General features: G+C 51.4%; 19 protein-coding genes. 17 read left to right on the top strand and 2 right to left on the bottom strand.

The features are described 5' to 3' along the window. The first annotated feature begins 8 nt into the window (after nt 1-8). From moaA to PVA01S_RS07385, 3 genes are all read left to right on the top strand, one after another. Nucleotides 9-1,034 carry a GTP 3',8-cyclase MoaA gene (gene moaA / locus PVA01S_RS07395; RefSeq protein WP_127606452.1) on the top strand — a complete coding sequence of 342 codons (1,026 nt, stop codon included), beginning with the start codon at nt 9-11 and terminating at the stop codon, nt 1,032-1,034. Between the two features lie 127 nt (nt 1,035-1,161). After that, the gene (locus tag PVA01S_RS07390; RefSeq protein ID WP_127606451.1) at nt 1,162-1,812 is read left to right on the top strand and encodes a rhomboid family intramembrane serine protease; all 651 of its coding nucleotides are present in this window, start codon (nt 1,162-1,164) and stop codon (nt 1,810-1,812) included. Between the two features lie 67 nt (nt 1,813-1,879). Beyond that, a complete protein-coding gene (locus PVA01S_RS07385) occupies nt 1,880-2,509 on the top strand; it encodes a TVP38/TMEM64 family protein (protein ID WP_127606449.1) in 630 nt (209 codons plus the stop codon). Between the two features lie 93 nt (nt 2,510-2,602). Here PVA01S_RS07385 and PVA01S_RS07380 read toward each other — a convergent pair whose 3' ends face one another. Continuing rightward, nucleotides 2,603-3,097: a metal-dependent hydrolase gene (locus tag PVA01S_RS07380; RefSeq protein WP_127606447.1), complete on the bottom strand. Its 495-nt coding sequence runs from the start codon at nt 3,095-3,097 to the stop codon at nt 2,603-2,605. A gap of 230 nt (nt 3,098-3,327) precedes the next feature. Here PVA01S_RS07380 and PVA01S_RS07375 point away from each other — a divergent pair, with 230 nt between their 5' ends. The 8 genes from PVA01S_RS07375 (at nt 3,328) to PVA01S_RS07345 (ending at nt 11,857) form a co-directional block, all read left to right on the top strand. Then, on the top strand, nt 3,328-3,693 hold the full coding sequence (locus PVA01S_RS07375) for a hypothetical protein (protein WP_054795414.1): 366 nt from the start codon (nt 3,328-3,330) through the stop codon (nt 3,691-3,693). A 199-nt stretch (nt 3,694-3,892) separates the two neighbouring features. After that, entirely contained in the window at nt 3,893-4,891 is a 999-nt protein-coding gene (locus tag PVA01S_RS07370; RefSeq protein WP_127606445.1) for a LacI family DNA-binding transcriptional regulator, read from the top strand. Nucleotides 4,892-4,897: 6 nt separating this feature from the next. Beyond that, nucleotides 4,898-5,059, top strand: coding sequence for a hypothetical protein (locus PVA01S_RS26535; RefSeq protein ID WP_164751764.1), 162 nt, complete (start codon nt 4,898-4,900; stop codon nt 5,057-5,059). A gap of 426 nt (nt 5,060-5,485) precedes the next feature. After that, the gene (locus PVA01S_RS07365) at nt 5,486-6,490 is read left to right on the top strand and encodes a sugar ABC transporter substrate-binding protein (RefSeq protein WP_127606443.1); all 1,005 of its coding nucleotides are present in this window, start codon (nt 5,486-5,488) and stop codon (nt 6,488-6,490) included. A gap of 256 nt (nt 6,491-6,746) precedes the next feature. Continuing rightward, entirely contained in the window at nt 6,747-7,736 is a 990-nt protein-coding gene (locus tag PVA01S_RS07360; protein ID WP_127606441.1) for an ABC transporter permease, read from the top strand. 51 nt (nt 7,737-7,787) lie between these two features. Continuing rightward, complete coding sequence (locus tag PVA01S_RS07355; protein WP_127606439.1) at nt 7,788-9,476, top strand: methyl-accepting chemotaxis protein; 1,689 nt, start codon at nt 7,788-7,790, stop codon at nt 9,474-9,476. Between the two features lie 21 nt (nt 9,477-9,497). Further along, nucleotides 9,498-10,988 (top strand): sugar ABC transporter ATP-binding protein, encoded by a 1,491-nt coding sequence (locus PVA01S_RS07350; RefSeq protein ID WP_127606437.1) that lies wholly within the window; start codon nt 9,498-9,500, stop codon nt 10,986-10,988. A 41-nt stretch (nt 10,989-11,029) separates the two neighbouring features. After that, nucleotides 11,030-11,857: a sugar phosphate isomerase/epimerase family protein gene (locus PVA01S_RS07345; protein WP_127606435.1), complete on the top strand. Its 828-nt coding sequence runs from the start codon at nt 11,030-11,032 to the stop codon at nt 11,855-11,857. Between the two features lie 120 nt (nt 11,858-11,977). Here the strand turns inward: PVA01S_RS07345 and PVA01S_RS07340 are convergent, their stop codons facing one another. After that, nucleotides 11,978-12,655 carry an SIMPL domain-containing protein gene (locus PVA01S_RS07340; RefSeq protein WP_127606433.1) on the bottom strand — a complete coding sequence of 226 codons (678 nt, stop codon included), beginning with the start codon at nt 12,653-12,655 and terminating at the stop codon, nt 11,978-11,980. A gap of 132 nt (nt 12,656-12,787) precedes the next feature. Here PVA01S_RS07340 and PVA01S_RS07335 point away from each other — a divergent pair, with 132 nt between their 5' ends. The 6 genes from PVA01S_RS07335 to PVA01S_RS07310 all read left to right on the top strand — a co-directional run bounded on the left by PVA01S_RS07335 (nt 12,788) and on the right by PVA01S_RS07310 (nt 21,838). Next, nucleotides 12,788-13,372: a hypothetical protein gene (locus PVA01S_RS07335; RefSeq protein ID WP_127606431.1), complete on the top strand. Its 585-nt coding sequence runs from the start codon at nt 12,788-12,790 to the stop codon at nt 13,370-13,372. Between the two features lie 628 nt (nt 13,373-14,000). Continuing rightward, nucleotides 14,001-15,131 (top strand): ROK family transcriptional regulator, encoded by a 1,131-nt coding sequence (locus PVA01S_RS07330; protein ID WP_372813946.1) that lies wholly within the window; start codon nt 14,001-14,003, stop codon nt 15,129-15,131. Nucleotides 15,132-15,193: 62 nt separating this feature from the next. Continuing rightward, the gene (locus PVA01S_RS07325) at nt 15,194-16,273 is read left to right on the top strand and encodes an extracellular solute-binding protein (RefSeq protein ID WP_127606609.1); all 1,080 of its coding nucleotides are present in this window, start codon (nt 15,194-15,196) and stop codon (nt 16,271-16,273) included. A 58-nt stretch (nt 16,274-16,331) separates the two neighbouring features. Then, nucleotides 16,332-17,426 carry an ABC transporter ATP-binding protein gene (locus tag PVA01S_RS07320; RefSeq protein WP_127606427.1) on the top strand — a complete coding sequence of 365 codons (1,095 nt, stop codon included), beginning with the start codon at nt 16,332-16,334 and terminating at the stop codon, nt 17,424-17,426. Nucleotides 17,427-17,429: 3 nt separating this feature from the next. Further along, complete coding sequence (locus PVA01S_RS07315; protein ID WP_127606425.1) at nt 17,430-19,160, top strand: ABC transporter permease; 1,731 nt, start codon at nt 17,430-17,432, stop codon at nt 19,158-19,160. Nucleotides 19,161-19,303: 143 nt separating this feature from the next. Next, the gene (locus PVA01S_RS07310) at nt 19,304-21,838 is read left to right on the top strand and encodes an NEW3 domain-containing protein (RefSeq protein WP_127606423.1); all 2,535 of its coding nucleotides are present in this window, start codon (nt 19,304-19,306) and stop codon (nt 21,836-21,838) included. Nucleotides 21,839-21,887: the final 49 nt, after the last annotated feature.

Here is a 21,887-nt window from a genome sequence, read left to right as displayed (position 1 = left end):
ATTAGCACATGCAGGAACCAACACATCCTATTGTTGACAAGCTACAACGCCCTCTTCGTGACCTGCGGATGTCTGTGACGGATCAATGCAATTTCCGTTGCCGGTATTGTATGCCGGAAGAAATATTTGGGCCTGATTACAAATTCCTTCCTAAGGAAAAGCTTCTAACCTTCGAAGAGCTGACCCGGATTACCCGGATATTTGTTTCGCTCGGTGTGGAGAAAGTGCGCATCACCGGCGGGGAGCCGCTCATGCGCAAAGAACTTCCTGCGCTCATCCGCATGATCCGTGAAATCGACGGAGTCAAGGACATTGCCATGACGACCAATGGCTCTTTACTCGCGAAGCACGCGAAATCGCTAAAGGAAGCGGGATTACACCGGGTAACGGTGAGCCTCGATAGCCTGGATGATGATCGGTTTGGGCAGATGAACGGACGCGGTTTTAAAGTATCCCGCGTTCTGGAAGGAATTGACGCCGCTGCGTCGGCGGGCTTGCAAGTGAAAGTGAATATGGTCGTCCAGAAGGGAACGAATGACCAGGATGTTGTTCCCATGGCTAAATACTTCCGCGAGAAAGGGCATATCTTGCGTTTTATTGAATATATGGACGTCGGCAATTCCAATGGATGGAGACTCGATCAAGTGCTTCCCAGCCATGAGCTTGTAGCGCGAATCCATCGTGAAATGCCGATCGAGCCGGTTAAGCCCAATCATTATGGGGAGGTGGCCTCGCGGTACCGCTATGTAGGAGAGGAGCGGGAGATCGGCTTGATTTCTTCGGTTACTCAAGCCTTTTGTTCTACATGTACCCGGGCAAGGCTCTCCGCGGAGGGGCAGCTGTACAGCTGTTTGTTCGCTTCAGCGGGCACCGATCTTCGCGCCCCCTTGCGTGAGGGGTGGAGCGATCCGCAGATCCGGGAATTTATCAGGGATTACTGGAGCCAGCGCAAAGATCGTTATTCCGAAGAAAGGCTTTCCAATACGCCGGGACTCAAAAAAAAGAAAGTCGAAATGTCACACATCGGAGGCTGACAGGACGGCTCTGTTCGCACAATGGCGACGGAGTCGTTCTTTGTTCCAACGTTAAACATAGGGAATAACGGGTATGGCATGGGGCGATTCCAGGTGAATTCGGCTAAAAGGGAAAGGAAGAGGAAGCTTGTTTGCTCGAAGAGAAAGTTTGAAGCAGTACGTTCGGCTGTATCCGGTCACCACGACGCTGATCGCGATTCATTTGCTCCTCATGGCGGCCATGGAAGTGTACGGGTCGTCGAAGGATACCGCCACCTTGCTCCGGTTTGGAGCGATGTTCGATCTTCCCGGTTTGCAGCCGGAACCGTGGCGATACGTATCGTCCATCTTCTTGCATATCGGGTTCGAGCATTTACTGTTTAACAGTTTTGCGCTTTACGTATTCGCGGCGCCGCTTGAACGAATGCTTGGCTCCTGGCGGTATGCGGTTTTCTATTTGATATGCGGGATTATCGGCAACCTGGCCAGTGCGTGGCTGCACACGGATTCCTATGTCGGGGCCGGGGCGTCGGGAGCGATCTACGGCGTGTATGCCGCGTACTTGTACTTGTCGGTTTTCCGCAAGGATCTGATCGACTACCAGTCGAAGCAAACGGTTAGAACGATTGTCATTATCGGGTTCGTCTACTCCATCCTGATTCCGAATGTCGACATCTATGCCCATGGCGGCGGGTTCGTCGGCGGGCTGGCGGTATCGGCTATCTTGACGCTGTTCGTGAAGAAACGGAAAAGCAGGGGGAGTGAGGGAGATCAGAGCGGAACAATTGAAGGAAATTGACCATGGAGCGTTTTAGAATAACAACAGATATGCGAAACTAGCAGTTATTACGGTTTGGGAGACTATCATGTACAAAAAACTAGGTTTGGCGATCCTCTACTTAGGAATTGCCTATCTCATTTACATTTACGGGGATGTCATCCTGGCTTGGTTCCATCCATCTAATCATGTGGCAGTAGTCATAATTATCGCAACGTTGATGGCCTTATTTCCGGTCATTCCCTATCCTGTTGTCGGGGGCGTGATCGGCGCGGCATATGGCCCTGCCCTAGGAGCGGTTATCACGTGGGCAGGCTCCGCAACGGCTTCGATGCTGATGTTTTTATTTATTCGTTATGGATATCAAGAATGGGGCGTGCGAATATTGCACCGTCACAACAGCCTGGGAAAAATCACGGCGTTGTTCGAACAAAATGCGTTTTTGGCCATTCTCTTTACCCGATTGATTCCGTTCGTTCCTTCTATCCTTGTAAATATATATTCGGCCCTAAGCCGCGTTTCGTTTGCCGCTTATGCCGCTGCTTCCTCCCTGGGCAAAATACCGGCGATGCTGTTGTTTGCTCTGGTGGGGGATCATTTGATGACGGAGCCGGGGAATATCGTGATCACGATTGGCATCTATGGTGTTTTTCTGGGGCTCATTGTCTTGATTTATCATCTGTGGAAAAAAAAACGGGGCTTCGTTCAAGAAAATTGAAACAAGGATAGTCTACCTGCAGCGGCGGCGCATGACCGGCAGTGTGACTATCCTTTTGGCATGATTGGCAGGCACTCAAGGAAAGCTTGGTGCTCAGAATTCAATCGTTCTGAAAGGAATCCACAAGCTTATGGCAAGCAGCAGCCATTGAAATACCGTCTCGCTCATCGATCCCGTATCCACAGCCAGAAATTTGGGAAGTACGCGAACTTTCAATTTCAGCGGCCAGAACAGCTGCACGCCCTTCTCATTGAGTAAATCGATAAGCGGGTGTGAAGCATAGGCGGCGATGAATACCCAGTAATAAAGTACGGGCAAAGGAAGAGCCAGAAGCATTAAAGCCCCGATAAACAGACAGGAATGCGTAACCGTCCTGTGACGTACGTTCAGAATGCGGAGCAGCGCCGACAACGGAAAAAGCACCCTGGCCATCGTCGACCCCTGTTTATCTACATCGGCCAAAGTGCCGGCTAAGCAACCAAGCAGAAGAGCCCCGGCCGCCTCCCAGGATAAAAAAGTCACGTCATGATAAACAAGCGTGATTTCAGCAGCCACGAGCCCTGCCGCGCTGTGTGTTTTTTGTAATATAAAAACTCCTCCTTAGCATATACCCCAAACATGATGCAGAACAGTATAGTTTTCGGATCGTACATCCGATTACGGTAGGTGACAGCAGAAAAAATTCATGGACAGTTTCCGGTACACCGCTGTTTGAAGCCGGATACAAGCCGAGGCGGGCTGTGATATAATGGGGAACGAACTTTGCTTCAACGGTTGGGATAAGGGTTGTTTCCAATTTTCGCGAAAATGGTGATGGGATGGAACAGTTTGGAGCTTGGATCGGTTTGGGGCTGCTGCTGCTGGCCGGCTATGTGCTGCGTCAAAGACACAAGCGCACCGGGCCCCTGGGAAAAGCGCTCTCCAGGCTTCGCGAGCTCACCCGAAGAGTACGGGAGGGAGAGAGCGCGAGCACGGACTTGGCGGAATGGGAGGATAACCTTCGGACGCTCGAAGGTTATCCGAATAACTACAATGAACTGAACATGGAGATTCAATTCATGGTGGCGTTCCGTAAGTTCCTGGAGCAGCATGCTCCGGAGGATGCCAGGATCGAAACGCTGCTGGAGATCGAGCGGCACCGCAAAGATACGATTCTCGGGTTCAACATCCATTTGGATAAATAGCGCAAGCAAGGGTCCCGCAGTTGCTATAGTGCCTCCGGGATCTTTTGCTGTTTGCGGAGTTCAGTGGGCGTGACCGCAATACAATTCCCGAAAAGTCTGTTGGTTTCAAAAAAAAGTAAATGGTAGTGTTTTCATTGGTATTATAGTACAATAACAAATCAAATGACATGTTTTCATCAAAAGAAAGAGTGTAATGCCTATGAAGCCGACCATTTATGACATCGCCAAGGTCGCAGGTGTTTCGACCGCTACTGTTTCCAAGGTTATCAACAACAAGGGAAGAATAAGCGATAGGACGAAGGAGAAAATTTACCAAATCATGGACGAGATGCGATATCGGCCTAATGTACTGGCTTCCGCATTGAAGGGGAAATGCACGTACCAGATCGCACTGCTGATCCCGGATATGGATAACCCGATTTATGCGCAGTACTTGAAGCATATCGAGGATCGCGGGCAAGAACTTGGTTTCAGTATCGTGATGTGCAGTACCGACAATAATCCGGAGAAAGAAGCAAAACATATTACGCTATTAAGGCAAAAGAAGGTCGACGGTTTTATTATCGCTTCAAAATTTAGCAACGAAGAGCTGCTGAGCGAGCTGCTTCAAGATGAAGTTCCCGTCGTGCTCTTTGCGCACGAGCGGCCGGAAATGGCCATCGATAGTGTGACCGTCGACGATTATTGGGGCGGATTTATGGCGACCGAGCATTTGATCTCCCTGAAACACGAAAAAATAGGCGTTATTGCTGACGATTCGATCAGCTGCCGGGAGCGAATCCGCGGGTACACATCGGCTTTGCGCAGTGCCGGGCTTAGCGCGGAGGACAACATGATTGTCATAACCCGCTCCAAAATGGCAGATGCGGAAATCGCCGCCGGAACTTTATTGGATTTGACGGATAGGCCCACTGCGATATTCGGATGTAACGATATCATGGCGATTGGGGTTATGCAAGCGGCCAGAAAACGTCATCTTACAGTCCCGGACGAACTGTCTGTCATCGGCTTCGATAACACACAAATGTGTACAATCGTAGTTCCTGAACTTTCTTCCATTGCGATGCCGGTCCATGAATTGGGGAAAAAAGCAATCGATATGCTGATTGACAAAATTGAACGCCAAGCGAATCTCAAGCAGAACATAAAAATGCCCCCACAGCTCGTGATTCGAAATTCCACCTCGAAGAAAAAGTAAGAAAGCATGGCGAAAATCGGAAATAACCAAGAACTTTGTTGCAAAAAAAGAGCAAATAAATTAAAATGTGCTAAAAAGGTAATCGATTACCCCGAAAAGGAAGCGCTTACTTTAGGGTTGGCTGCGCCAAACTGCCGGCAGTGGCAGCAGGATGGTTCAGCAGCATAAAATTCGATCCGGCAGGAGGATGCCTGTTCGTATACCGACAAAATTCTTATGAAAGGGATTGCAAGAAATAAAAGGTTATAGTAAAATGCAGGTAAAGCGCTTAATCTAGTAAATGTTTCTCTGGAATGAGTGCTTTACTTTATAAAGGGTAAAGCGCTTAACCCAATTTACGTAAAGAAGCTTGCAGGCGATGATAAGACGAGTAAGCGGCAGCAAATCGATGCAGGATTCACGAGGTGGCTGGAGAAATGTCCGTCGTCCGCAAGAAGAACGAACCACGAACGCCGTATCCTGCGAACGCTTACATCACACTTTAAGGAGGTGAGGAAAGGAAAGACTGGGAGTTTACACCATCCAGTAAGTGAGTTATAGCGTCTAGTCAGTCACAGGAGAGCGCTTGATCAAACTCGTTGAGGGGGAAGTACTATGAAAAAATTCAGCATGGTCCTATTGTTAAGTTTGGTGTTTGCAATGATCGTTTCCGCTTGTTCTTCCGGCACTAACCAATCCACAGCACCGGATCAAAGCGGGGCCAAGCCTTCCGGTGGTAATGATGCCGCTTCCGGCGGTAAAAAAATCGTGATCGGCGCCGCGCTCCCGGACTTTAGCGACAAGTGGCTGAGCTATCTGCAGGACGGGATGAAGAAATACCAGGCGACTCAGAAAGATGTCGAAGTGACCTACGTTGACGCGCAGAATGATGCGAACAAACAGCTGGCGCAAGTTGAGAATTTCATCTCGCAGAAGGTTAACGCGATTGCGATTGTTCCGGTCGATACGGTATCCATTGTAGACATGGTGGACCGCGCCAATAAAGCCAACATTCCGATCGTCGTTGTGAACCGTTCTTATGATGGTGTGGATAAAGCGACGTCCTACGTTGGTTCCGAATCCATTACGGCGGGCATTATGGAGATGGAAGAAGTGGCCAAGCTGCTGAATAACAAAGGAAATATCGGCATCATGACCGGACAATCGGGGCAGGAAGCGCAAATCAAACGGACTGAAGGAAATAAACAAATCATCAGCAAGAACCCTGAGATGAAATTGGTACTGGAAGGAACGGGTTCCTGGGATCGTGCCAAAGGAATGGCTCTGATGGAGAACTGGTTGAACTCCGGTCAAAAAATCGATGCGGTTGTCTCCAACAACGACGAAATGGCGATCGGCGCGATTATGGCGGCGGAAGCGGCAGGCAAAGCGAAGGACATCGTGTTCGCAGGCGTCGATGCAACCCCGGATGCGCTCGAGTTCGTGAAATCCGGCAAGCTGCATGTCACCGTGTTCCAAAATGCGGACGGCCAAGGCAGGGGCGCATTGGAAACGGCTATTAAAGCGGCAAAAGGCGAGAAGGTAGAAAAGAATGTTTACATTCCTTATGAGCTTGTGACCAAAGCCAACGTGGAAGAGTACATCAAAAAATGGCAGTAATCCAATACGGGTAGCCTTATAGTTTTATAGTTTCATTCGAACGACATTCAGCGTGGAAGGACACCCCATCCGGGATGTGTCCTTCCGCAACAAGTCTTTAAGCACGATGTTTGGTCTATGAGATGCAGTTCATTCAAGGCTCAACGGCGAAAAGAAAGTCATTTCTTCCACCGAAGGATGCTATTACATATGTAGTCCGTGTTGACGCAAGCCGGACGCGATTTAAAGAAACACATTCATACTGGAGGATAAGCATATGAAAGAAACTGTAATTGTACAGGGCCAAAAACCGGGTCCGCAAGAACGTTCAACGAAGGCGAAAGCTTTGCTCGGTCGTTACGGCATGCTGCTCATATTGATCGGTCTCGTCATTCTCATGTCCTTGCTGTCCCCTACGTTTTTCACCTCAGGCAATATTTTGAACATTATTAGACAGATGTCCGTGGTAGGTATCGTCGCCATCGGCGTGACTATGATCATTATTACGACGGGAATCGACCTGTCTTCCGGATCCGTCATCGCCCTTACGTCCGTCGTCGTCGCCAGCATGTCGCACCCCGGCAGCTTTCCGCTGGCCCTTGCGCTTCTGGTCGGGCTGGCTATCGGAGCGGGCACGGGTCTAATCAGCGGAACGATTATTGCCAAAGGGCGGATTGCTCCATTCATCGTCACTTTGGGCATGATGACAGCAGCTAGAGGAGCCGCCTTGCTGTTTACCGGCGGGAAGCCGATCGGCAATCTTTCCGACTCCTTCAAGTTCATCGGGCAAGGCAGCGTACTAGGAATTCCTATGCCGATTATCATCTTTTTCATTGTGGCTCTTGTGTCCTACATTATTCTGAACAGAACGAAGTTCGGTAAATATATTTATGCGATCGGCGGCAACGAACAAGCGGCTGTGATTGCAGGCGTTAATGTGGAAAAATATAAAATACTGATTTACGGTTATGCCGGCTTGCTGTCCGCGATTGCCGGTATCATTCTGACTTCCCGGATTGCATCCGGTCAGCCGACGGCCGGTATGATGTATGAGCTTGACGCGATCGCTGCAGCCGTTATCGGGGGAACGAGTCTTTCCGGCGGCATCGGTACGATCGGCGGCACGGTTATCGGCGCGCTGATCATCGGGGTCATGAACAACGGGTTGGATTTGCTGAACGTGTCCTCGTACTGGCAGCAAATTTTGAAGGGCGTCATCATCACGGTAGCCGTATTTATCGACTCGAAGAAGAACAAGAAAAAGTAAGAGAATGTCAAGAGATGACTCGGGGAATGACGGGAAAGGGGGGGTTACAAGATGAGAATATCCATTCTGCAAAAACTGCTGGCCGGTTTTCTGGTTATCGCCGTGATCGCCGGTTGTGCGGGTACCATGTATTATCTTTCCTTGAATCGAATCGATCAGTCCCTTTCCAACATCTTAGACCGTCATGCCGTCATGAAGTCTTACGCGGACAACCTCAAATATTACGCAACCACGCAAAACGGTAATTTGAACGCTTATTTATTGACCAAGGATGCCTTCTTTAAGACGGACTTTTCGAATACGAACGCACGCATGGACGAATTGTTCGCGCAGATGAAAAGCGCGCTTGCCGATCCTGCAATGCTGGAGCAGCTGGAGTATACGATCAAACTGAACAAGCAATATAAGGAGAAGGTGGACCGGATATTCGGGCTTCCCAAAGATCAGTTGGAAAGCGCCGTTCAGGAAGCGAAAACCGGTATACTTCCGCTTGGCGTCGTGATTGTCAAGTTCGCCGGGCAGTTGTCCGACAAGCAGGACCAATTGATGAATGCAGAGAAGGCGGCGAGTCAAACCGTCATCACCGATATTCGCAGGCTGGTCATCTCCGTCAGCGTCATCAATCTCGTGCTGGCTTTAATCATCGGGTATTTCATCTCAAGGATGATCTCGAAGCCGCTGCGCCAGTTGTCGGAGACGGCCAAGTCGATCTCCGGCGGCGATCTTGCGATTGCGGATGTGCAGGCAACGAGGCGGGATGAGCTCGGACAACTGGCTGAAGCTTTCAATCAGATGAAGAACAATTTGCATCATTTGGTCGTAGAAATCAACCAGGGCGCCGGTGAAGTCATCGCCGTATCTAAAGAAGTGTCCGAAGGGACGGAACAGACGGGGAAAGCTGCCGAGCATGTCGCCGAAATCATGACGCATTTATCGGAGAGCACGGAAAATCAGGTACAGAGCGTGGAAAGCAGCTTGCAAGCTGTTTACGATATGGCCTCGGACATTCGCCGGATCGATCAAAGCAGCCAGCACGCCATGGGAATTGCCGGAAACGCGCTGGAGAAGGCCGTGGAGGGTGACCGTGAGATCAACGGAATCACGAACCAGATGGAAACGATTCAGAAGCTGATGAGTCAGTTAGAGCATACCATGCAAACGTTGAGGGCCAGATCGCGCGAAATCGACGATATTAATAAAGTGATTTCTTCGATTGCGACGCAAACGAATCTGCTTTCATTAAATGCGGGGATTGAAGCGGCAAGAGCGGGAGAGCACGGGCGTGGATTCGCGGTCATCACCTCGGAAATCCGCAAACTGTCGCAGCAGACGAATGATTCGGCGGGACGGGTCACCGAGCTTGTGACCGGCATTCAAACGGAGACGATGTTCGCGGTCCAATCCGTTGAAGAGATGGTCGTGGAGGTTTCCAGAGGGATCAACGCCTCGACGGCCGTCGGAGACCTGTTCGGCGGAATCCGAGATTTGGTTCAGGATACGACGGAACAAATCCGCGACGTCTCGGAATCGCTGCGCCACTTATCGAACCATTCGGAGAAAATCGTCCAATCGGTGGAGCAAATATCGGGCTTCTCGGAGACGATAGCAACCGGGACACAAAGTGTAACGGCGGTTACGGAGGAACAGCTGGCATTTCTTCAGCAAAATACGGCCCATGCAAACACGCTGTATGCCATGGCCGAGAAACTGCACCGAACGGTTCATCAATTCAGAGTCTGAAATCCAAACGAGGTGATTATGATGGCCAACGATTACATATTGGAACTGGAGCATATTACCAAAACGTTCCCTGGTGTGAAAGCGCTGGACGACATCCAGTTGAAAGTCCGAAAAGGCACGGTTCATGCCTTGATGGGAGAGAACGGTGCGGGCAAATCGACGCTGATGAAAATCATCTTCGGCATTTATACGCCCGATCAGGGAACGGTGAAATTCAAAGGTCAGGAAATCAAGCTGTCCGGATCGAAGGATGCGCTGAGCCGGGGCATTTCGATGATTCATCAGGAACTGAGCCCGATCCCGCAGATGACGGTAGCGGAAAATATTTATTTGGGGCGGGAAACGACGACAGGATTCGGATGGCTCGACAAGAAAAAAATGGTGGAGGATACCCGCAAGCTGTTTGAAACGTTGAAAATCGATATCGATCCGAACGCCAAAATGATTGATCTCAGCATCGCCAACACGCAAATGGTGGAGATTGCCACGGCGGTTTCTTACAACGCGGATTTGATCATTATGGACGAACCGACGTCCGCTATTACCGATAAAGAGGTTGAACAGCTGTTCGCCATTATCGGATCGCTCAAGGCCAAAGGAGTTTCCATTATCTATATTTCGCACAAGATGGATGAAATTTTCCGGATTTGCGACGACATTACCGTGTTCAGAGACGGTCAATATGTCGGCACCAAAGCGGCGAAAGAGCTGGACCAGGAATCGCTGATCCAAATGATGGTCGGTCGGGAGATCAAGCAGGTGTTTCATAAGGAAGATGCGGATATCGGGGAAGTTGTGCTGTCCGTCAAAAACCTGTCGCGCGAAGGCAAGTTTAACAACATCAGCTTTGATGTAAGAAAAGGAGAGATTCTGGGTATTGCCGGATTGATGGGCGCAGGAAGGACCGAGGTCATCGAGAGCATCTTCGGCATTCACCCGCCTGATGCCGGCGAAATCTACATCAACGGGGTCAAGGTGAGCATCCGTTCGCCCCGGGATGCGATTAAACACAAGATCGGCTTATTGACGGAGGACCGCAAAATTACGGGAGCCTTCCTGCCTATCTCGATCCGGGATAATATGATCATCTCCAGCATCGACAGCTATTTGAATAGAGGCGGTTTTATTAAGAGAAAGCTCGTCACCGACATGTGCAACTTGTTCGTTGAACGGCTGAGCATCAAAACGCCAAGTCTGGATCAGCTCATCATGAATTTAAGCGGAGGCAACCAGCAAAAAGTGCTGCTCGCAAGATGGCTGTTGAACAACCCGGACATTCTCATTCTGGATGAACCGACACGGGGGATCGACGTCGGAGCTAAATCCGAAATTCATAAGCTGATGTCCAGATTGGCGCAGACGGGAAAAGCGATTATCATGATTTCTTCCGAGCTCCCGGAAGTGTTGGGCATGAGCGACAGAGTCGTCGTTATGCATGAAGGGCGCAAGAAGGGCGAGCTCAGCCGCGCGGAAGCGAATCAGGAAAAAATTATGGAATTGGCGTACAGTTAACGATTGAAGAAGACAGATACTTGTAGAAAGCGGTGGCTCCTGTGAAAATAGCTTTTAATCAAGCGACAACGATGAAGTATTCGACATTGCAGCAGGACTTGGAGGTTTGCGAGAAATACGGATACGATCTGATCGAAATCCGCTTGGATAAACTGAAGGCGTACTTGGAGAATCATACGGTAGAGGAGCTCAAACAGTTTTTTGAGCGGAATCGCATTAAACCGTATGCCTTCAACGCGTTGGAGTATATCAACCATAGAGACGAACCGGGATATCGGCAAATCAAGGACGATCTGAAGTTTCTTTGCGAAGTGGGCAAGGTCATCGATTGCAAGACGATTATCGTCGTTCCGACCTTTGATATCGGGGACTATACGAAGAGTCAAATTAAAGAGGAAACCGTGAAAGTCCTCCATGAATTGGCCGATATCGCGCAAGCCTACGATACGAGGCTCGCGCTGGAATTTGTAGGGTATCCGAACTGCTCGGTTAATACGTTCGGTCAAGCGTACGACATCGTGGAAGCCGTCAACCGGAACGATGTCGGCGTGGTGCTGGACTGCTTTCACTTTCATGCGATGAATTCCAAAATCGAAGATTTGCAGCGGGCGGAGCCTTCCAAAATTTTCGTGTTTCATATTGACGATTGCGAAGATTTGCCGGTTGGCGCGCTGCGCGACCATCACCGGGTGATGCCTGGGGAAGGCGCGGTAAACCTGGACTTACTCCTGCGCACTTTGAAGGATATCGGCTACAGTGAGATGGTTTCCGTCGAGCTGTTCAGACCGGAATACTGGGAGTGGGATATCGAAAAAACGATTCGTGTGGCTAAAGAGTCCACCGAGAAAGCGATCAAAGCTTATTTCTAGCGGTTCGCAGGACGGAGCGGGACGGATCGGTGTACTCACTCGCACAGCGCTGGTATGCGCTAAACAGGCAGGCAGCCCGATAAGGGCTGCCTCGTTTTTTTTATTGGATACCGTCAAAGCTTAGACGTAACTATATTGGGCCCTTACAGAAGCGGTAATTTTCAATTGTCCGGGTTGGATCGGCGTAGGTGCGGTTGCCGCGTAATGTAAGGCCTGATAAGGGACCGGTTCCCGTGTACGAGCTTCTTCTTGAATGTTGTCCGGATATTTCACAAGCGTGACGGCTAACGTTGTCGCAATGGTCATGGCCTTGCTTTCGGCATTTTTAACGGCTAACGACAGGGCCTGATGATAATAAGCGGCCGGGTGCGCCATTGAAAATTGAATGTTTAAGACGGAATTAGCGCCATGTTCAACAGCCGTATCGACAACAAGTCCTGTCCGGTCTATTTGATCCAGGGTAATTTGAAGCAGATGTGTCACGCGATAACCGGTAAAGATTTGCTTCCCATCCTCATAGGAATACTGCATCTCGATCCTGTAAGCGACGGTTTGTATACGTTCCTTCGGAATGTTTAGCTGCAGCAGGGAGTTTATAACATCTGTAACGGTGGCTGCATTTTCCCTTTGGGCAATCCGCAAGCTTGTGTTTTCGGTGATTGCGCCAAGTTCTATAACGGCTCTGTCGGGAGCGGCAGAAACCGTTCCTTCGCCAGAGACTTCAATAATATGGCGGTTATTGCGATACAAGGAAGCAGGCGCCGGAGGAGCTGGAGACAACGGTTGATTATAGTACATAAGCCAACACCACCTCGTCAATCATTTATTTCTGCTGTGCGGTTATGACAACGTTAAAACAATCCAGGCACCCTTAAGACTATCTACATATAGATAACATGCAGCATAATCTAAAGAGAAGGGTGATAGTTATTGATAACTCACGGCATCTCGAATCAGACAGAGCCGCCACAATTTTCGGTCAGTCAGAACGGTCCTATTCAAGTGATTTGTTCCTCGACTCCCGTCACAGAAACCGCGCTCATTACGTTTGAAGGCGGAGGGAATGTGCAGCCACTTCCCGTACCGGTTCCGGCGTGTTTCACCACGGCGCTCTTTTCACCGCAATGGTTGACATTGATTGAAGCCGGGGCCGGAGGGACAGGGAATTTTTCGAATGAGCCTTCGCCCGTAACCATCATTTTTACTCCGGCTAGCAACCAAGCAGACATCACATTCGGCAATCCCCTATCTGAGGTTAACTTTTTCTACACATCGGCCACTCCGCTTACGATTAACGCCTTTGACGCCAACAATAATCTTGTTGCCACCGCAACGGGGCCTTCAAACGCACCGCCGTTTAATGTGTTCTCCCCTCTGGGTGTCAACGCCGGTTTCAATCGGATTACAAGAATTACCGTTATCGGAGCGGCGAATCAATTCGGAATCGATAACCTTACGTTGACACGTATCCGGGAATACTTTACAATGCAGGCCCAAATGATGTCCACACCGTAACGGCCAGTCCCGGGAATCGCAGCAGGATGGCTTGCGCCGCCATGAGGCGGATGAAGAAGGCTAATTTCCGGCAGCTGCGGCTGCTTGGAATTAGCCTTTGTTTGGTTGGGCGCGTTCAGGTGAACATATATCGAATAAGTCGAGCTGTTTTTCGGCCTCCGGGAATCCTGATAAGTAATACGGATCGACGAGGCCGGTTTCGTTTTTGCGGTCTATCCATGAACTGTCCTAGTGTCATTGTCTCTTTACTCATGTGGATCACCCCGTGATTAGTTGTCTGTAAGTATATGCGGCGATCACTTCGTCCTATGTATAGGCAAGCCGAGACTGCGTCCAGTCAGGCGGACCGGCTCCGGGCGTCACGTGAGTTGGCGGTGAAGCTATGCGGGACCGCGTAAAAAGATGTTTGTGAGAATTGCCGAAATTTGAGCAAGTACATATGGAAGGATATACAAATAAAAGAAAAAGATACAATTTATCATTGAACATGTAAGTGCTTTCATTTATAATTAAACCCATCATACTTAGTTAGTCATTTTAACTAAGTAAGTTCTGCCGACGAAAGGCGGTGAACCAAGCTGCATTGAGAACGAGAGGTCAAACGGGAAATACCAAATTCGTGAAACAGATGAATCGTGAAGGCATTCTTTATCAGCTGAAGCAGAAAAGAATGTCCCGAGCGGAGCTCGCTGCGGAGACGAAATTGAGCCGTCCGTGCATCTCTTCTCTGGTGGATGAGATGATCGGCGAAGGACTGATCCGGGAAATTGGGACGGGACAGTCTCGGGGAGGCCGCAAGCCCGTTCTGCTGGAATACAATTCGCAGGCGTATGCGGTCGTTGGCGCTGTGTATGAGGGCAACTGCATCCACATGGCGATTGCCGATCTGCATGGGCACATCCTGTCCCGTTATCAAGCCCGCTTGAAGCCGCCTGCCGACGGGGAAAAGGCGCTTGCCGCTTTGGAAGCCGGACTGACGAAGCTGCTGGGGCAATGTTCTTTTGAGAGGAGCCAACTGCACGGCATCGGGATCGGGCTGCCTGGCATAACCGAGCGCAACAAAGGCACGATTTCCTTCGCGCCCAGCACAGGGTGGATGGGGCAGCCAGTCCGGCAGGCATTGGAGGAGAGATTGGGACTTCCCGTATTTATTGACAATGACGTTAATATGATGACCATAGGTGAATTTTATCAAGGCGCCGGTCGGGGAGCGAAGAACCTCATCCAGATTTATGTCGGCTCGGGCATCGGCGCAGGCATCGTCATTAACGGGCAGCTGTACAGGGGAAGCAAGGAGGCCGCCGGCGAGATCGGGTACATGATGATTGGCCCATTCCGCAACCGCAGCCAAAGAGAATACGGCGTGTTCGAGAGCAATTTCGGCGTACCTGGCATCTTGTCCAAGGCACAGCCCTTGCTGCCTTCATGGGAGGAAGGAGCGCCTATTCTTCCTCAGCTTCAGGCGGCGGCTGCGGAAGGCCATCCGGAGGCGCGCGCCCTTCTGCAAGATACCTACCGGCACTGGGCGTTCGGCATGGCCAATGTGGCCAGCATTATGGATCCGGAACTGCTGGTTCTCGGCGGAGAAATGATCCATCTCGATGAACAAGGGCTCCAAACGATTCAAGAGCTATTGTCCCGTCTCATTCCCGTCGTGCCGGTAATCAAGACGGCATCGCTTGGCGATCAGGCGGGCATTATCGGCGCGGTCCATTGCGTGCTTGAATCGTTTCCGAACCATAGGTCCTGGAGTGAATAAAACTTAAGGGGGAATTCGAATTGAATTTTGGAGTAGGAAAAGCAGCAAAATGGTTTAACGGCATGCTTGTCAGCTCGCTCGTTCTTGCTTTAGCCGCCTGCAGCGGGGGCGGGGCAAGCGTACAGCCGGCAGAAAAACCGGCGGAGAAGCCCGCCGAGAAACCGGCCGATCCGCCGAAGCCGGCTGAAGCGAAGAAGCTGGTTATTTATACGGCCAGGGATAAAACGGTCGTGGATGAAATCGTCCCCAAATTCAAAGAGCAGAACCCGGGCGTCGAGGTGGAAGTGTTGACGATGGGCGCACAGCAGGTTCTGGAGCGCGTTCGTGGAGAAAAAGCGAACCCGCAGGGCGATTTCTGGTGGGGCGGTACGCAATCCATGTTTATGACAGCGGCCGACGAAGATTTGTTGGCGGCCTACAAGCCAACCTTTGCGGGTACGGTTCCGGCTCAGTACAAGGACGGCAAAGACCGCTGGTACGGCGAGATGCTGCTTCCGGAAGTCATCATGTACAACCCGCAAATGTTGAAAAAAGAAGATGCGCCGAAAGATTGGGATGACCTGCTCGATCCCAAATATAAAGGAAAAATTTTGATTCGCGGCGTGCTCGCCTCCGGAACGATGCGTACGATTTACTCCGCGATGATTTTCAGACAGGGTGCCGGCGACCCGGCCAAAGGCTACGAATGGCTGAAGAAGCTGGATGTCAACACGAAAGAATATACCCAGGACCCTACGAATCTTTACTTGAAAATGGCTCGCCAGGAAGGCTCGCTTTCGTTGTGGAATCTGCAGGACATCATGATTCAAAAGGAGACGAAAAATCAGCCGTTTGACTTCATCTATCCGGCCAGCGGAGCTCCGATCCTGGTGGATGGCGTAGGCATCATCAAGGGCAGCAAAAACGAAGAAATTGCCAAGAAGTTCTATGAGTTCCTGTTCGAACCGAAGCTTCGTTCGGAGCTTGCGGAGAAGCTGTTCCAAATTCCTACACGCAGTGATATCAGTAAAGATACGCTCCCGGCGTGGCTGAAAGGCATTGAACTCAAGCCGATGGAACTGGACTGGGCAACGATGGCCGCCAAGGAAAAGGAATGGATGGACTATTGGGATCAAAACATTAAAGGCAAAGGCGCAAAATAAAGGGCATGCGGGCGGAGTGAAAGCTCCGCCCCAACATTCCAGCCGGGGGGTTAACGTTTTGATTGATGTGACTTTGGAGCATGTAGGCAAGCTGTTCGGCACGGTCAAGGGCGTGGACGACGTCCATATCCAAATTAAGCCGGGGGAATTTTTCACGTTTCTGGGACCGAGCGGCTGCGGCAAAACGACGACGCTGCGTATGATCGCGGGCTTCTACATCCCCAGCTCGGGCCGAATTTTGTTCGGCAACCGCGAGGTCACGGGGCTGCCTCCCCACAAACGCAATACCGGTATGGTGTTTCAAAACTACGCGCTATTCCCCCATTTGACGGTGTTTGAGAATATTGCCTTCGGTCTGCAAGTCCGCAAAAAATCGAAAGCCGAAATTAAGGAAAAAGTGGAACAAGCTCAAAGATTGGTTCATCTTGAAGGATACGGCAGCCGCCGAATCGATCAGCTGTCGGGGGGCCAGCAGCAGCGTGTCGCTTTAGCGCGCGCATTAGTCATCGAGCCGCAAATCTTGCTGCTTGATGAACCCTTGTCCAATTTGGACGCCAAGCTAAGGGAAGAAACCAGACTCGAAATCAAGAGGCTTCAGCTAGAGCTCGGCATCACGACGATATACGTCACGCACGACCAATCCGAAGCGATGTCCATGTCGGACCGCATTATGGTCATGCAAGGCGGAGTCGTGCAGCAGATTGGAAGCCCTCAAGACATATATAACAAGCCCGTCAACCGGTTTGTCGCTTCGTTTATCGGCGAGACCAATCTATGGGAGGGAACGGTGGAACGGGTGGAGGACGGAGAAGCCTACGTGCGCTTGACTCCGGATACGGTCATCCGGGGTTACTGCCGGAACGCATCCTCCGGGAACGTCATCCGACCGGGCTCCCGGATTACCGTTTCCGTCCGCCCGGAACGAATTCGCGAAGCGGATGCCGGTTCCGCGGATGAGACGAATACGGTTCAAGGCGATGTGGTGATCTCCGAGTTTACCGGAGTCAGTATGAATTATATAACGGAAACCGGCTTCGGCCCGTTGAAGGCGATGTTCCTGGGTCAAGGACACAATCTGAAGGCAAGCGGCGACCGGGTTTTCTTGATCATCCCGAAAGAGAGCGTCTATTTCTTAAATGACGGGAGGGAGTGACTGATGAAGACGCCGTTGGAGCCGGCAGCCCCGCCCGTCAACCGCTGGACGCTGCTCACTTCGTCCCGTTATTTCATTTATGTGCTTGTCGCCCCCTTGTTCCTGGTGCTGCTTGCTTATGTGGTGTTTCCGTTTTTTCAAACGTTTGTCGACAGCTTTAGGATTCAAGGGCAATTCTCGATGCAAAATTACGCCAAGTTTTTCAGCCTGAAGCATTCCGCGAACCTGGAGGCGCTTTGGACCTCCGTTTACATTTCCGTGATTAGCGTCATCACCTGTGCGATCGTCGGCGTCACGATGGCTTTTCTGCTGGAGCGGTACGAATTTCCGGGCCGCAAAATGTTAACGGTGCTGGCTATGGTGCCGATGGCGCTGCCTCCTTTAATCGGGGTGCTGTCGTTTACCTTTTTATACAGCGAAAGCGGAATTATTCCCCGCACATTGAAGCTGTGGTTCGATCTGGAGCAGGTTCCTTTTTCGTTAAAAGGTTTCTGGGGCGTTATTATGGTTCATACGTTCACGATGTACACGTATTTCTACATGACCGCCTCCACGGCGATTAAAGGTCTGGACCCTTCTCTGGAGGAAGCGGCCGCCTCGTTAGGCGCAGGACGCTTGTACGTATGGAGACGCGTCATCCTGCCGATGCTGACGCCGGCGATGGTTGCCTCCTCCTTGCTGGTATTCATGATCTCGATGGCTTCGTATACGGCTCCGCTTATTTTCGGCATCGACCGTACGATGACCATGCAAATTTATTTGTCGCGGACGAACGGCTCTCTGGATATGGCGGCGACGCAATCCACGATCCTATCGATCGTATCGATCCTCTTCCTGCTGCTGATGCGCTGGTATCAAGGGCTTCGCAGCTACCAGAATGCGAGCAAGGGGGTCAGCATTCACCGGACCGAAGTCAAGAGCGCGCTAGGCAAGTATACCGCTATGGCGCTGTCGACGCTCGGCGTGACGATCCTGCTGCTGCCCATTCTCGTGCTCGTGCTTATTTCCTTTTCCGTGGACGGGACGTGGACGTACCAAATCCTGCCGCCGGAATATACGACCAGACACTATGTAGAGCTGTTTACCGACAGTAAAACGTGGAGACCGATAGCGAATTCGTTCGAGATGAGCGCGATTGCCACCCTCGGCAACGTCCTGTTCGGCGTAGCGGCTGCGTATGCGATGGTTCGTCTGAAATTTAAAGGTAAATTTCTGCTCGACCTGCTGATCATGCTGCCTTGGGCGCTGCCCGGTACGGTCGTAGCGGTCAATCTGATTTCCGCGTTCAGCGAACCGTCCGTTTTCTCCTTCAATCAGGTGCTGATCGGGACGTTCTGGATTTTGCCGATGGCTTATTTCGTCCGGCATTTGCCGCTGGTCTTCCGCTCTACCTCGGCGACGCTGATGCAGATGGACAGTTCGGTAGAGGAAGCCGCCCGGAATTTGGGCGCTACGTGGTGGTACAGCTTTCGGCGCGTTGTGTTTCCGATGGCTTTAAGCGGTATTCTCGCGGGAACGCTGCTCGCTTTCGTGCAGGGCATCGGGGAGTTCGTTTCTTCGATCCTTCTGTTTACGAGCAGAACGTCGCCGATTTCGGTAGAGATTTTCCAGCGTATGTACGCCTTTGACTTTGGTACCGCATGCGCCTATGGGGTGCTGCAAATTGTACTGATCGTTATCGTTCTGTTCGTCACCCGGAAAATGACCGGAGGCAATGCCGGGACCGCCATCTAAGGGGCTCCCGGAGGCACCCTTGTTCGCCAACCATTCGTTCGATCATCTCGCGGTGAATTCCTAGGGTTCGAATGCCGCGTTGTGATATAGGGCGGGAAACGGCCGTTTCCGCTTAATTAGGAAGGGATATAAGGAGGAACAGGATGAGTCTACGTGCACGCGTTACGAAGAAATATGTATCCGCCGTTACCGGTCTTGCCGTGGCAGGCACACTAGTTCTGTCGATGGCACCCGCGCCGGCGAATGCGGATCGTGGAGTCGTGGATCTGTGGAAGTCGATCAAGCCGTTAACGACCGTCGCTTCCGCCATGAACACAGGCGCCCACCCGGACGATGAGCACAGCGCGACGCTGGCTTACCTTTCTTTGGGCAAAGGGGTGAACACTTACAGTATCATCGCGAATCGCGGCGAGGGCGGACAGAACGAAATCGGCAGCGAGCTGGGCAACGCTCTCGGCATCATACGGACCCGTGAATTGCAGGAAGCCTCCAAAATTACGAATGTCTCGCTCCGTATGCTGAGTGAAACCATCAACGACCCGATCTATGATTTCGGTTTCTCCAAAAGCCCGGATGAAACTTTGCTGAAATGGGGAGATTCGGTTGTCTACGAACGGCTGATCAGGCAAATTCGCGAGCTGCGTCCCGACGTGGTCGTGCCTGCCTTTCTGAACGAAGATTCGACCCACGGGCACCACCGGGCTATTAATGTGATCACGGTGAGAGCTTATCAAGATGCCGCAGACCCGAAAGTGTTCCCTGAACATTTGCAGAACGGGCTGCAGCCTTGGCAAATTAAAAAACTGTACGTGCCGGCAAACGACAAGACATACAGCGTAGCCGTTCCCGTGGGAGATTACGATGAAATTTACGGCGCCTCCTACACGCAGCTCGGGGAAGAATCCCGCTTCATGCATAAGAGCCAGGGCATGGGCCGCCATGTGGATGAAGGTCCGATCAACAGCTATTATACGTTATTGCAATCCACCGTACCCGGTAAGGAGAAGGAAAAGGACTTCTTCGAAGGGATCGCTTTTACGTTTGAAGATTTGGCCAAAGAGCTGGAAGCGAAAGGAAAGGATGCTCAAGTTGTCAAGGATTTGCGCAGGCTGCAAACCGATGCCGATCAGGTGATTGCCGCTTATCCCGCGTTTTCCGAAGTTGCCGGGAAAGTGGAGGCCATGAAAGCCGGCGTTCAGAACGCTTTGACGGATGTAGCGAAATCCGCTTTGGATCAGGCGACGAAATATGATCTGACTTACCGTCTGCACGTGAAGGAAGAACAGTTGAACAAAGCAAGCATGGAAGCTGCATCTTTGGTGGCCAAGGTGAAGCCGGAGACCGGTGAGCTCGTGCCGGGCCAAACGATGAAAATAACGGTAACCGCCTATAACGGCGGGAAGGTGCTGCTGAAGAACGTTACGCTGAAGCTGAACGTTCCGGAAGGATGGACGGCCAAGGCGGCGGGCAGCAACGTTGTCGGGCTTCTCGCTTATAACCAGACGGCTTCAACGGTTTTTGAAGTAAACGTGCCGGAGGACGCGGCGGAATTTAAGCCTTATGACAAACCGATTATTACCAGCGATGTCGAATACGAAGTGAATGGAGTGAAGAACAAGGTTCAGGTTGTGCCGCCCAATGCGGTCGCCGTGCTTCCTCCGTTCTCCATGTCACTCAGCCCAAGCGCGGCGATCTTGAATACATTGAAGACCGATGAGCCGATTCCTGTGAAAGTGACCGTGCGCAACTACAACCCGGGCGCAGCCAAGGCATCCATTTCGCTGAAGCTGCCGGAAGGCTGGAAGACGGATGCGGCGCAGGAACTGAGCTTCGCGGCCAAAGGGGAAGTGAAGTCCGCAGGCTTCTCGGTCGTCCCTGCTGCGCAAGTGGCGAACGGCAGCTACACGATTCAAGCCGTGGCTACGAGCGGCAGCAGCCAAACCTCGAGAGGCGCACAGGTGATTCAATACGCTCATATCGGCAAAACCTATATGCTGCAGCCTGCGGAGGTGAAGGTGGAGGCCTTCGATCTGGAAGTGCCGAAAGGCTTGAAGGTCGGCTACGTATCCAGCGGGTTCGACAACATTGACCAATACCTGCAGCAGGTCGGAGTCGACGTAACGAAGCTGGAGGAGAAGGACATCCAGTTCGGCGATTTGTCTTCCTATGACACCATCGTTCTGGGCATTCGCGCCTATGCTTTCCGGCCGGAATTGATTCCAAGCAATCAGCGGCTCTTAAGCTACGTGGAGAACGGCGGAAATCTCGTCGTACAGTACCATAAGCCGGAAGACAAGTGGTCGCCGGGCTTGGCTCCGTATCCGATTAAAATCGGAGAACCGTTGATTAAATGGCGCGTTACGGACGAAAATTCCAGAGTGACCCTGCTGGCGCCGGATCATCCGATGTTCAACTATCCGAACAAAATTACGGATGCCGACTGGAATAACTGGATTCAGGATCGTTCCGCTTATAACCCGGCGGAATGGGGTAAGGAGTACACGGCTTTAATTTCCAACGGCGATCCTGGAGAGAAGGAGTTTACCGGCACGTTCCTGACGGCTCCATACGGCAAGGGCATCTATACGTACAGCTCTTTGGTCTGGTATCGCGAAATTCCGAGTCTTGTTCCAGGCTCGATCCGGTTGTTCGTTAACATGATCTCCCAGCATCAGTAAAGGCGCGAACCGGAGGACCTTCCCGGGTCCTCCGGCATTCGAAAATTTC

The sequence above is a fragment of the Paenibacillus validus NBRC 15382 genome (genome assembly GCF_004000985.1).
Classification (GTDB): Bacteria; Bacillota; Bacilli; order Paenibacillales; family NBRC-103111; genus Paenibacillus_G; species Paenibacillus_G validus.
This window is presented reverse-complemented; position numbering and strand designations above follow the sequence as displayed.